Genomic DNA, 13,039 nt, shown 5'->3' on the forward strand with positions numbered 1-13,039 from the left:
CCGAAACCAATTGTGCCCACAGTCCGCCGCTATGCACGACACACGGCGGCGGACGAAGGTTGTGCGGCTGCCCCCGCCTCAGCGCCCCAGCCGCCCGCGCACCATGCCCACGAGCGAGTTGAGTTCGTCGATCCGCATACGGCGGGCGGCGACGAAGAAGACGCCGAGCAGGGCGGCACCGCCGACGAGCAGCGCGGCGAAGGAGCCGACGACGCCCTGACCGAGGGTGTGCCCGATGCCGTAGCAGGCCGCGCCGCTGAGCAGGGCCGCCGGGACCGAGGCGATGCACAGCCGCGCGTACGTCCGCAGCACCCGGGCCCCGTCCAGGTCGCCGCCCAGCCGCTTGCGCAGCCTGCGCCAGGCGACGCCCACACCGATCGCGTAGGCCAGGCCGTACGCGGCGGCCATGCCGGCGACCGCCCAGCGGGCGGGCAGCGCGAAGTAGCACAGCGCCGAGGCGCCCGCGTTGACGACGGCGACGATGACCGTGTTGTAGAAGGGGGTGCGGGTGTCCTCGTAGGCGTAGAAAGCCCGCAGGACGACGTACTGCACCGAGTAGGGGATCAGGCCGAGGCCGAAGGCCATCAGCATGTAGCCCATGTTGGTGGCCGCGTCGGTGCCCGAGGAGCCGAAGATCAGCGTGCACATCGGGATGCCGAGCGACAGGAAGCCGAAGGCGATCGGGACGATGGCGACCGCGGTGGTCCGCAGGCCCTGCGAGATGTCGTCGCGGACCGCGCCCGCGTCGCCCTCGGCCGCCGAGCGGGAGATGCGCGGCAGCAGGGCGGCCATCAGGGACACCGTGATGATGGCCTGCGGCAGGCCCCAGATCAGCTGGGCGTTGGCATAGGCGGCGAAGCCGGTGCCCGCGACGCCGGAGTCCTTGCCGGACGCCGTGGACAGCTGGGTGACGATCATGGCGCCGGCCTGATTGGCCAGCACGAACAGGATCGTCCACTTGGCGAGCATCGCGGCCTTGCCGAGGCCGTGGCCCCGCCAGTCGAACCGCAGCCGGATCCGGAAGCCCGTCTCGCGCAGATACGGGATCATCGCCAGCGCCTGGACGACCAGACCGAGCAGCACACCGATCCCGAGCAGCCGCTGGCCCTCCGCCGGGATGTTCGTGACCGTCATGTGGGAGTGGGAGGCGGTGCCGTAGACCCAGATGAACATGCCGAGCGTCATGATGATGACGATGTTGTTCAGTACCGGGGTCCACATCATCGCGCCGAACTTTCCGCGCGCGTTGAGGATCTGACCCATCACCACATGGATGCCCATGAAGAAGATCGAGGGCAGGAAGTAGCGGGTGAAGGTGACCGCGACGTCGTTGGCCGCCGGGTTGGAGGCGACCGGGTTGGACAGCAGGCGCACCAGCAGTGGCGCTCCCAGCATCGCGAGTCCGGTCAGCGCGGCCAGCGCCACCATGACCAGGGTCAGCAGCCGGTTGGCGAACGCCTCGCCGCCGTCGTCGTCCTCCTTCATGGCCCGCACCAGCTGCGGCACGAAGACGGAGTTCAGGCCACCGCCGACGGTGAGGATGTAGATCATCGTCGGCAGCTGGTAGGCGACCTGGAAGGAGTCGCCGAGGAAGTAGAGGCCGAGCGCGGAGACGATCAGCGCTGAGCGAACGAAGCCGGTGAGGCGGGAGACCATCGTGCCCGCCGCCATCACCGCGCTGGACTTCAGCAGCCCGGCGGCCTTGCCGCCCTTCTTCGCGGGCGTGGCGGGAGCGGACTGGGCCGCGGAAGCGGTGGCGACGGCCGGAGCAGTGGCGGCCGCGGCTTCGGCCGCGGGGGCGCTGTACGGCCCGGCGGAGTCCGGCACCACGGCCGGGGAGTGCACCGGGGGCTGCGCCGGGTTCCCGGGCGCGGCCGGATAGCCGGCCCCGGCGGGTGCACCCTGCTGCCGGTCCTGGCCGTACGCCTGCGGGTACTGGCCGACCGGGCCGTATCCGCTGCCCGGCGCGGCGGCCGGGCCGGAGAAGGACCGGGGATCGGCGGGCATGTGTCCGCCGCCCTGTTGCTGGTCCTTGAAGAGATGAGCGAAGGCGTCCGGCTCGTGGTACTCCTCACCGGAGTGCGTGACCAGGTCGTCCACGCCCACGAACTGGGTCGTGCGCGGATCGTCACCGTACGGCAGGTACGGGTTCGCGCCCTCCGGCTCCGGCGCGGGGGTCTGCGCCCACACCCGAGGGTCGGGGGCGTACGGCGACTGGGCGGGCGGGGCGTACATCTGCTGCTGGTCGTAGCTGCCAGGCGGGGGCGGCGGGTGCGCGGCACGGTCGTACAGCGCCTCGGCGACCGGGTCCTGAGCGGTCAGGTCCTGTGCCCGGTAGGGGTCCTGGTCGTAGGCGTCCTGGAGGTACATGTCCGCCGCGTGCTGCGGCGGTACCTGCTGACCGGGCTCCGGCGGCGGCTCGGGGTAGCCCGAGCCGGCCGCGCCCTGGCCGCGATCACCGTCGTACGGCGCGTTCATGCTTACCCCACCTCATCGTCCCGGGCCCACCGGCCACGACATCGCTCAACGGTCCACTCTCTCACCCGTCCCGGACGGGTCGGCGTTTTCCTGTGCGGTGTCCAGCGGGGGGTCACTCGGCTGCTCAGGGTCGTCTGCCCCGGCGGGGGCGCCGGAATCCTCGGGTTCCTGCGGGAGACGATCCGAGGGCTCGTCGGGGTTCCCGGGCTCGTCGGTGTCCTCCCCCGCGGTGTCCGGGCCGTCCTCCTCGGCCTGGCGGGCGGCCGCGCGTTTGCGCTGGGTGTACATCCGGAAGCCGGCGAGGACGAGGAGGAGCACGCCGCCGCCGATGACCAGCATCACGGTGGGCGTGACCTCGGTGACCTTCACGTCGAAACTGACGGCGTCGCCGTACTCCTGGCCGTCTTCGGTGTACAGCTGCGCGACGACCGTGACCCGGCCGTTGGCGTTGGCCGAGGTGGCGAACTTCACGGACTGGCTGTGCCCGCCGGAGATCTCCACCGGTTGCTCGGAGTAGGCCTTGCCGCCGATCTTCAGACGCGTCGGATTGGACGAGGTGAGGCGCAGGATCAGATGGCCGACGGGCTGGACGAGGTTGTTCTGGACGGTCACCGGGATGGTGGCGCTGCGTCCGGAGAGCTTGGTCTCCGACTTGTCGATCAGCTTGACCTGGGCGGCCAGTTCGTCGAGCCAGCCCTCCACTCCGTCGCGGTAGCTGCCCGCGTCCCCGCTCCTGCCGCGCCACGATGTGGACATCTCACGGTTTATGGCCCGCCCGAATGGCGTGACGACGCGGGAGCGGTCGGTGAGTACCACCTGGAAGTTGTCCAGCTTGTCCTGGGTGCGCGCGATCTGCTGGAACGCCGTCACCGGCAGCTCCTGCTTGCGCAGAGCGGAAGGGTAGGACTGGATCGACGGGATCTGCGTGGTGGCGTTCGGGTCCGGCTTGTCCTTGGCCGCCGCGGTCAGGTCCTGGGACTGCGACCAGTTCGCACCCTCCAGCGCCTTCAGCGCTGCAGCCATCACCTGGGCCTGGCTCGCCGTAGGAATCCGCTGCGGGGCGACGACGATGCTGCGCTGCTTGTCCGTCTGCGCGTTCACCTCAAGGCTCTGCGCCAGGAACTTCTGCACCGCGAGCGTAGAGGTGTCCGCCTTGGTCAGGTCGCCCTCGAAGGCCGTGGAGAGCCGGTCGTCGGCGACCACCGCAGTGATGCCGCCACCCACCGGGCGGGCGGCGGAGGGCGTGTACGTCAGCCCGGCGGTCTCCTGGAGGCTGTCGCTGCGAGCGATGACGCGGTCGGCTCCGGCGGAGGTCGCGACCTTCATGATCGAGGGGTCCACCGCGCCTTCCACCGGCCAGGCGAAGTCCGTGGTCGGTGTGACGTGGAGCACGGTCTTGACGGTGGTGGCGGCGACGTCGGTGGCGTCCTTGAGGTGGCTGAGCGAGCCGGTGACGCTGGTGCCGTTGTGCGCGAGGGATGCCAGGTCCGGGTCGGCGAACGGCAGCGCGACGACCTCCTTGCCCGCCACCGCGTCCTGCAGGTTCGCCAGCCACTGCTTGGCGAGGACCTGGTGCTCCTTGGAGCCGGGTGTGGTGGTGCCGTTGTCCCCCGGCAGCCGGTAGTTGCCGGTCGCCATCGCGTCCACCGAGGCCAGCAGGTCCGGGTCGATCACCCAGGTGACGTCGAGGTCCTTGCCGAGATCGACCATCTGGGTCAGCCGGCCGGCCGGGGCCAGCTCCTTGGCCAGGTCGTCGTTGCCGAACACCGGCGTCTGCAGCTCACCGGCGCCCGTCTTGGCCGTCATGTGGACCGTGGAGATCAGCGGCCACAGGAACGTCGTCTTCGTCTTGGTGTCGGCCTCGGACGGCTGCCACGGCAGGAACGTCCGCTGGATGCCGAGCATCTGGGACCAGGGCTGGGCGGCGGTCTGGCCGGACAGGGAGACGTCGAACTCGTAGACCCCGTCCGAGCCCAGGTCGAGCTTGTCCACGGGGACGGAGATGCTGAAGTGCTCGGCGACGCCCGGGGCCAGCGAGGAGAACTTCTCCACGTACTTCCCGCCGACCTCGGACCCGGTGGCGCTCTGCACGTCGTCGGAGTGCTGGGCCACGTTGTCGATCGCCGAGCGGGTGGTCAGTGGGGGCCCCACCAGCAGGCCCACGTGGGCGGCGGTGACGGGTTGCTTGCCGTTGTTGGTCACCGTCCCGGAGACGGTCAGCGTGTCGCCGTCCGTGGGGGCGTTGGGGGTCAGCGTGTCCAGGGCGACGGACACCGTGTCCGAGGAGGCGGCCTGAGCGGGCGCGGCGGCGGGCAGCTGCAGCAGACCGGCCAGCAGAGGCGCCCCGGCGAGCAGCGTTCCGGTGCGCCGCAGCCAGCGGCGGGCAGGGGAGGCACTGGTTGCCTGGAAGTCAGCCGCCTCGGCCACGCGCTCGCCCGTCCCTCGTCGTCAGTGGTCGTCGGAATGTGCGTCCACGCATGGTAACGAGGCGCGCTGAGGGGAAGTGCCGCGGTCTCCACCACAAGATCGAAGAACTCCGGCGACGTGTCCTCTATATCCAGTATCGAGGGGAGAGCTTCCGTACACCGTAAAGGCAGCCCTTGCGCGGGTATGCAGAGAGCTGTCCTGCGCCTCTTTCACCGGGCCGTCCCGCGATCTTCACCGGGCCGCCCCTGGAAGAAATCGAGGACACCCCTGGTCGCCGGGGCACGTACCCTTTTCTGTTGTGCCGAACCCCAACGAAGACACTTCCTCTGCCCTGAGCCAGGTGCAGCAGCGCGCGGTCGCTGAGCTGCTGCGGGTGGCCCCGGTCGCCGACGATCTCGCCCGTCGATTCCAGGAGGCGGGATTCTCCCTCGCCCTGGTCGGCGGATCGGTGCGTGACGCGCTGCTCGGCCGGCTCGGCAACGACCTGGACTTCACCACCGACGCCCGCCCCGAGGACGTACTGAAGATCGTGCGTCCCTGGGCGGACGCCGTCTGGGAGGTCGGGATCGCCTTCGGTACGGTCGGCGCACAGAAGGACGGCTACCAGATCGAGGTGACCACGTACCGGTCGGAGGCGTACGACCGCACCTCGCGCAAGCCCGAGGTGTCGTACGGCGACTCCATCGAGGACGACCTGGTCCGCCGGGACTTCACGGTCAACGCGATGGCCGTGGCACTGCCGGAGAAGGAGTTCATCGACCCGCACGGCGGCCTGGAGGATCTCGCGGCCCGGGTGCTACGTACGCCGGGCACCCCCGACGAGTCGTTCTCGGACGATCCGCTGCGGATGATGCGGGCCGCCCGGTTCGCAGCCCAGCTGGACTTCGCGGTAGCCCCCGAGGTCGTCACCGCGATGACGGAGATGGCCGGACGCATCGAGATCGTCTCCGCCGAGCGGGTTCGTGACGAGCTGAACAAGCTGCTCCTCTCCGCGTACCCCCGCAAGGGCCTGTCCCTGTTCGTACAGACCGGGCTCGCCGATCATGTGCTGCCCGAGCTTCCGGCGCTGCGCCTGGAGCGGGACGAGCACCACCGGCACAAGGACGTCTACGAGCACACGCTGATCGTCCTGGAGCAGGCGATCGCGCTGGAGCAGCACGGCCCCGATCTCACGCTCCGGCTGGCCGCGCTGCTGCACGACATCGGCAAGCCGCGCACACGCCGCTTCGAGAAGGACGGCCGGGTCTCCTTCCACCACCACGAGGTGGTCGGCGCCAAGATGACCAAGAAGCGCATGACCGCCCTGAAGTACTCCAACGAACTGGTGAAGGACGTCTCGCGGCTGGTCGAGCTCCACCTGCGCTTCCACGGCTACGGCACCGGGGAGTGGACGGACTCGGCGGTCCGCCGCTACGTCCGGGACGGGGGCCCGCTGCTGGGCCGTCTGCACAAGCTGACGCGCTCGGACTGCACCACGCGGAACAAGCGGAAGGCGGCCGCGCTGTCACGGGCCTACGACGGCCTGGAGGAGCGCATCGCCCAGCTCCAGAAGCAGGAGGAGCTGGACGCGATCCGCCCGGACCTGGACGGCAACCAGATCATGGAGATCCTGGGCGTCGGCCCCGGCCCCGCCGTCGGCAAGGCGTACAAGCACATGCTGGAGCTGCGTCTGGACAACGGGCCGATGGAGCACGAAGCGGCGGTGGCGGCGCTCAAGGAATGGTGGGCCGCGCAGAGCTGATCTCTGCCGAAGCGGGATGGCGATGTTTCACGTGAAACATCGCCCGTCGGTGCCGCATGGCCGGGTCGGCTGTTTCACGTGAAACATCGCGCCAAGGCCGCGGCGACCCCGCCATAGATCAGGGCGACCAGGATCACCAGAAGCGCCGAGCGGCCGTCCGGTGGAAGCATCAGGGCGGCCACTCCCGCCGCGCCGACGAATGCCACGTTGAAGAGCACGTCGTACACGGAGAAGATCCGGCCGCGGAAGGCGTCGTCGACGGAAGCCTGGACGATCGTGTCGGTGGCGATCTTGGCGCCCTGGGTGATCAGGCCCAGCACGAAGGCCGCGACCAGGAGCGGTCCGATGGTGAAGGGGAGACCGAGAGCGGGTTCCAGTACGGCGGCCGCAGCGGAGCATGACACGATCCAGCGACCGGGACCGAGCCGTCCCGCCGCCCCGGGCGTGATCACGGCCGCTGCGAAGAATCCCGCCCCCGAGACCGCGAGCGCCAGCCCGAGCAGCCGGAGCCCGTCCTCGGGGCTGCTGGAGAGGGCGTACCGGCATAGCATGAGCAGCAGGACCAGGAGGGCGCCGTAGCAGAAGCGCATCAGCGTCATCGCGGTCAGTGCCCAGGCGGCTTGCCTGCGTCGCGGTGCCGCCAGGTGCCGTACGGCCGCCACCAGGTCCCGTGCCGTCTCGGCCAGTGCGCTGCGCAGCCGTGGCCGCGCCGGTTGCCGGTCGGGGCCGAGGAGCGCCCGTGGCAGGCTCAGGGAGGCCAGGCCCGCGCTGAGATAGAGGAACGCGCCCAGCAGGACTACCGCGGCAGCGGAGCCCGACGCCACCAGTCGTACGGCGAAGGCCAGGCCGCCGCCGGCGGTCGCGGCGAGGGTGCCGGCCGTCGGGGACAGAGAGTTGGCCAGCACCAGGCGCTCGGTGTCGACCACGCGGGGCAGGGACGCGGACAGGCCGGCGAGGATGAAGCGGTTGACGGCCGTGACGCACAGGGCGGAGACGTAGAAGAGGCAGTCCGGGACATGGCTGACCATCAGTACGGCCGTGATCGCGGCCAGCGCGGCGCGCAGCAGATTGCCGTGGACGAAGACCTGCCGGCGCTGCCAGCGGTCCAGCAGGACGCCCGCGAAGGGGCCGACCAGAGAGTAGGGGAGCAGCAGCACGGCCATCGCCGAGGCGATCGCTGCGGCCGTGGTCTGTTTCTCCGGGGAGAAGACGACGTACGCGGCGAGCGCGACCTGGTAGACGCCATCGGCGCCCTGGGACAGCAGACGGACGCAGAGCAGGCGTCGGAAGTACCGAAGACGGAGCAGGACGCGCAGGTCACGCACGACGGGCATGCGCCCCAGCCTCACATATGCGGAAGGTCCCCGGGTCGGGAAACCCGGGGACCTTCACAGCCCTGGCAGGAGCGTTTGCGTGCGAGCGGTCGCTTCGGCGCCTTAGCGCTCGACCTCGCCGCGGATGAACTTCTCGACGTTCTCGCGGGCCTCGTCGTCGAAGTACTGCACCGGCGGGGACTTCATGAAGTACGAGGACGCCGACAGGATCGGGCCGCCGATGCCGCGGTCCTTGGCGATCTTCGCGGCGCGCAGGGCGTCGATGATGACACCCGCGGAGTTCGGGGAGTCCCAGACCTCCAGCTTGTACTCAAGGTTCAGCGGGACGTCACCGAAGGCGCGGCCCTCAAGGCGGACGTATGCCCACTTGCGGTCGTCCAGCCACGCCACGTAGTCGGACGGGCCGATGTGGACGTTCTTCTCGCCGAGGTCCCGGTCGGGGATCTGGGAGGTGACGGCCTGCGTCTTGGAGATCTTCTTGGACTCCAGGCGCTCGCGCTCCAGCATGTTCTTGAAGTCCATGTTGCCGCCGACGTTCAGCTGCATCGTGCGGTCCAGGATGACACCGCGGTCCTCGAACAGCTTCGCCATGACGCGGTGCGTGATGGTGGCGCCGACCTGGGACTTGATGTCGTCACCGACGATCGGCACACCGGCCTCGGTGAACTTGTCCGCCCACTCCTTGGTGCCGGCGATGAAGACCGGGAGGGCGTTGACGAAGGCGACCTTGGCGTCGATGGCGCACTGGGCGTAGAACTTCGCCGCGTCCTCGGAGCCCACGGGCAGGTAGCAGACCAGGACGTCGACCTGCTTGTCCTTCAGGATCTGGACGATGTCGACCGGCTCGGCGTCCGACTCCTCGATGGTCTGGCGGTAGTACTTGCCGAGGCCGTCGAGGGTGTGGCCGCGCTGGACCGTGACACCGGTGCTGGGCACGTCGCAGATCTTGATGGTGTTGTTCTCGGAGGCGCCGATCGCGTCCGCGAGGTCGAGGCCGACCTTCTTGGCGTCGACGTCGAACGCGGCGACGAACTCGATGTCGCGCACGTGGTAGTCACCGAACTGCACGTGCATCAGGCCGGGGACCTTGGACGCCGGGTCGGCGTCCTTGTAGTACTCGACTCCCTGCACCAGCGACGCGGCGCAGTTGCCCACGCCGACGATGGCTACGCGAACCGAACCCATTCCGGTTGCTCCCTGTGTGTACGAGTGAGGCCCTGACTGGGACTCACGTGGCGGTGTCGCCGGGCGTATCCGTCCGGGGGGTTTCCCCGGTACGGGGCAGGCCGCCCGTCGATCCAGTGGTGGTGTCCTGTTGAGCGGACCCCCCGGACGCGGAACCCCTCAGGTCCCGCCCGGCCCGCTCGCTCTCGATGAGCTCGTTCAGCCAGCGCACTTCGCGCTCCACGGACTCCATCCCGTGGCGCTGGAGCTCAAGTGTGTAGTCGTCGAGGCGCTCACGCGTGCGCGCCAGCGAGGCACGCATCTTCTCCAGGCGCTCCTCCAGGCGGCTGCGCCGACCCTCCAGCACGCGCATGCGCACATCGCGCGACGTCTGACCGAAAAAGGCGAACCGCGCGGCGAAGTGCTCGTCCTCGTACGCGTCGGGGCCGGTCTGCGAAAGCAGTTCCTCGAAGTGCTCCTTGCCCTCCGCCGTCAGCCGGTAGACGATCTTGGCGCGGCGCCCGGCGAGCGGAGCGGCGAGGGCGTCCTCGTGGGTGTTGCCCGGTTCCTCGATCAACCAGCCGCTCGCGACCAGCGTCTTGAGGCAGGGATACAAGGTCCCGTAGCTGAACGCACGGAACACCCCCAGGGACGTGTTGAGGCGCTTGCGCAGCTCATAGCCGTGCATCGGGGACTCGCGCAGCAGGCCGAGCACGGCGAACTCAAGGATGCCGGAACGTCGGCTCATCGTCGCCTCCTCTCGGTCCCGCAGTCGCTCCCGCGGGTCTCGCCGTGCCTCTCAGCGTCTTTATCTCGCGCTGATGTATCGACTCGATACATCACGACGATAGAACGGCCTTCGGCAGGCGACAAGAGGGACGACGGTGAACGGGATCACATCACCGATTCATACGATGCAAGTTGCCTGTTTTGGGGGTGAACTTCGGGGCTCGACGGGTTTTGGCGATGCGTAGTCTGTGCGGCATGCACATCGCCGGGAACCGAGTGACGTCTGGGGAGCGTCATCGTCCCCGGTGCAGTACGGGTGAATGCAGGACCGACCACATCCGTACTCCGGGGGGACCGGAAACCAGCCGCCGTTCCAGGCGCGCACGGGTGCGCCTGCCCGAGGAGTAATCGTTCGATGAGCGAGCACCGTCGCAAACCGCCGCAGCCGCAGGGAGGCGGACGTGCCGCGGCCCGACGTGGCCAGTCCGGCTCGTCCTCCGGCCGCCGTGCGGCGCCGCGTGGCGCCACCGGATCTTCTTCCGACTCCTATGGGCCCAGTTCCTATGGGTCGGACAGTGCTCCGGGAGGTGAGGAGCGTCCCTACGGCAGCCGTGCCGAGGCCCGCCGGGCGGCGCAGAGAGGCGGCCGCCGCAGAGGCGGCGACAACACGGGCTCAGGGGCCCGGCGTGGCGGTCCGGGCGGTCCCAGCGGTCCCGGGCGCGGCAGGGGCCGCGCGACGACCGCACCCGGCAAGAAGAGACTCATCGACTATCCCCGGTCCGGGAAGTACGGCTGGCGCCGCTGGATGCCGTCCTGGAAGCTCGTGACAGGCATGTTCATCGGCTTCATCGGAAGCCTGGTGGCGGTGGCGGGCATCGGTTACGCGATGGTCTCGATCCCCAACGAGAACGACGCGGCCAAATCGCAGAACAACGTCTACTACTGGGCCGACGGCACGCAGATGGTGGCCACGGGCACCGGCGTCAACCGGCAGAACATCGGCATCGACCAGATCCCCGCGGCGATGCAGTGGGCCGTGATCTCGGCCGAGAACAAGAGCTTCTACCAGGACTCGGGTGTCGACCCCCAGGGTCTCCTGCGCGCCCTGGTCAACATGGCGAGGGGCGGCCAGACCCAGGGTGGTTCCACGATCACCCAGCAGTTCGTGAAGAACACCTACCTGAGCCAGGAACAGACCGTCACCCGTAAGTTCAAGGAGATGTTCATCTCCATCAAGGTGGGGACGAAGCTCAAGAAGCAGCAGATCCTGCAGGGCTACCTGAACACCTCGTACTTCGGCCGGGGTGCCTACGGGATCCAGGCGGCGGCGCAGACGTACTACGGCAAGGACGCGAAGGACCTCACGCCGAGCGAGTGCGCGGTGCTCGCGGCGCTACTCAAGGGCCCGACGTACTTCGACCCGGCCGGCAACCCGGACTTCGACAAGTCGGCGACCCAGCAGGCCAACACCAAGCGCTCGCAGGACCGCTGGGGATGGATCCTCCAGCAGATGCACAACGACCACCACCTCACGGACGCCCAGTACCAGGAGGCCATCAAGCAGTACCCCATGCCCGACGGCCGGAAGGCGACCAAGGGCATGACGGGCCAGATCAGCTACCTGGTGGACACGGCGAAGAAGTACGTCCTCGCGCACTCGGACATCACCGAGACGCAGTTCGACCAGGGTGGCTACCAGATCCGGACGACCTTCCAGAAGGACAAGGTCAACGAGCTGGCAGCGGCCGTGAAGAAGGTCCAGAAGGACCGCCTCGACCCGAAACACCGTGACCTGGACAAGTATGTCCAGTTCGGCGCGGCGTCGGTGGTTCCCAAGGACGGCGCGATCGTCGCCCTCTACGGCGGTGACGGCTACGAGAACGGCCACTTCACGAACAACGCGGACACCGCAGGTGTCCCGGTCGGTTCGACGTGGAAGCCGTTCGTGCTCGCCGCGGCCATGCAGTACGGGACCTACAAGACAGAACCGGAGGGTCTTTCCCCGCTGAGCAAGTACAACGGCGACGACCACCTCAAGGTGTTCAAGCCAGATGGGTCGTACTACCTCAACAAGGACAATTCGCCCTTCTATCAGAACAACGAGAGCAAATACAAGTGGGGGTACATCACCCTCCGCAAGGCGATGGAGCAGTCCATCAACACGCCGTTCGTGCAGCTCGGTGTGGATGTGGGACTGACGAAGGTCCGGGACGTCGCCAAGGCGTCCGGAATCCTCGGCGACAGCTTCTCGACGCTCAACCCGTCCTTCGCCATCGGCACCTCGACCCCGAGCGCGATCCGTATGGCCGACGCGTACGCGACGTTCGCTGCCTCCGGCCAGCACGCGGACCCGTACTCGGTGACCTCCGTGAAGAAGGACGGTCAGGAAGTGCAGGGCTTCACCAAGCCGAAGGTCACCCCGGCGATGGACGAGAACGTGGCGAACAACGTCACGGACGTCCTGCAGAACGTGATCCAGAACGGTACGGGTGAGAACGCCAAGGCCCTGGGCCGTACGGCGGCGGGCAAGACCGGCACCACGGACAGCAACAAGTCGGCCTGGTTCGTCGGCTACACCCAGCAGCTGTCCACCTCGGTGGCGATGTTCCGTGAGAACCCGAAGGACCATGAGCTGCTGTCCATGAACGGCACGGCCGGCGTCGCGTCGATCCACGGTGGTGACATCCCGACATCGGTGTGGACCGAGTACATGAAGGCCGCGCTGAAGAACGCCAATGACCAGGGCTTCCCGCAGGCCACGGACATCGGCAAGGTCCAGGACGAGGCGGGCGCTCCGACCCCGACCCCGACTCCGAGCATCACCCCGAGCCCGACGCAGAGCGCGTCGCCGAGCCCGTCGCCCAGCGCGGCGTCCCCGTCCCCCTCGCCGTCGACGAGCGACACCTGCCAGTGGAACTGGGGCAACCCCTGTAACGGCAATGGCGGCAATGGTGGCAACGGCAACGGTGGCACGAGCACGGGTGGCACCACCGGAGGAACTTCTCCGTCGCCCAATCCGACGGATACAACCGGTGGTGGCGGCACCCGAGGCAACGGCAACGGAGGCATTTTCGCGGGCCAGACCGGCGGCTAGTGCTCTGACCGCATAGGTTCGCCGGGTCGTTCAGGCCGCGGCGGCGAGGGGGCGTCCGCCCCAGCGGATGCC

At 68.7% G+C, this 13,039-nt stretch carries 7 protein-coding genes; 2 read left to right on the plus strand and 5 right to left on the minus strand.

Features of this window, described 5'->3' with window-relative positions:
• Positions 1-78: 78 nt before the first annotated feature.
• Both murJ and LE548_RS31375 read right to left on the minus strand, forming a co-directional pair.
• Positions 79-2,478 (minus strand): murein biosynthesis integral membrane protein MurJ, encoded by a 2,400-nt coding sequence (murJ, locus tag LE548_RS31370; RefSeq protein WP_225100377.1) that lies wholly within the window; start codon positions 2,476-2,478, stop codon positions 79-81.
• 45 nt (positions 2,479-2,523) lie between these two features.
• Positions 2,524-4,905 carry a DUF6049 family protein gene (locus tag LE548_RS31375; RefSeq protein ID WP_225100379.1) on the minus strand — a complete coding sequence of 794 codons (2,382 nt, stop codon included), beginning with the start codon at positions 4,903-4,905 and terminating at the stop codon, positions 2,524-2,526.
• A 298-nt stretch (positions 4,906-5,203) separates the two neighbouring features.
• Between LE548_RS31375 and LE548_RS31380 the strand changes: the two genes are divergently transcribed.
• The gene (locus LE548_RS31380; protein ID WP_225100380.1) at positions 5,204-6,646 is read left to right on the plus strand and encodes a CCA tRNA nucleotidyltransferase; all 1,443 of its coding nucleotides are present in this window, start codon (positions 5,204-5,206) and stop codon (positions 6,644-6,646) included.
• 74 nt (positions 6,647-6,720) lie between these two features.
• Here LE548_RS31380 and LE548_RS31385 read toward each other — a convergent pair whose 3' ends face one another.
• The 3 genes from LE548_RS31385 to LE548_RS31395 form a co-directional block, all read right to left on the minus strand.
• Positions 6,721-7,980 carry an MFS transporter gene (locus tag LE548_RS31385; protein ID WP_225100381.1) on the minus strand — a complete coding sequence of 420 codons (1,260 nt, stop codon included), beginning with the start codon at positions 7,978-7,980 and terminating at the stop codon, positions 6,721-6,723.
• Between the two features lie 102 nt (positions 7,981-8,082).
• On the minus strand, positions 8,083-9,165 hold the full coding sequence (locus LE548_RS31390) for an inositol-3-phosphate synthase (protein WP_225100383.1): 1,083 nt from the start codon (positions 9,163-9,165) through the stop codon (positions 8,083-8,085).
• Between the two features lie 43 nt (positions 9,166-9,208).
• On the minus strand, positions 9,209-9,892 hold the full coding sequence (locus tag LE548_RS31395) for a PadR family transcriptional regulator (protein ID WP_225100384.1): 684 nt from the start codon (positions 9,890-9,892) through the stop codon (positions 9,209-9,211).
• Positions 9,893-10,678: 786 nt separating this feature from the next.
• Between LE548_RS31395 and LE548_RS31400 the strand changes: the two genes are divergently transcribed.
• On the plus strand, positions 10,679-12,967 hold the full coding sequence (locus LE548_RS31400) for a transglycosylase domain-containing protein (protein WP_225100385.1): 2,289 nt from the start codon (positions 10,679-10,681) through the stop codon (positions 12,965-12,967).
• The last annotated feature ends 72 nt before the right edge of the window (positions 12,968-13,039 follow it).

Source organism: Streptomyces sp. CoH27 (genome assembly GCF_020181035.1).
Classification (GTDB): domain Bacteria; phylum Actinomycetota; class Actinomycetes; order Streptomycetales; family Streptomycetaceae; genus Streptomyces; species Streptomyces camelliae.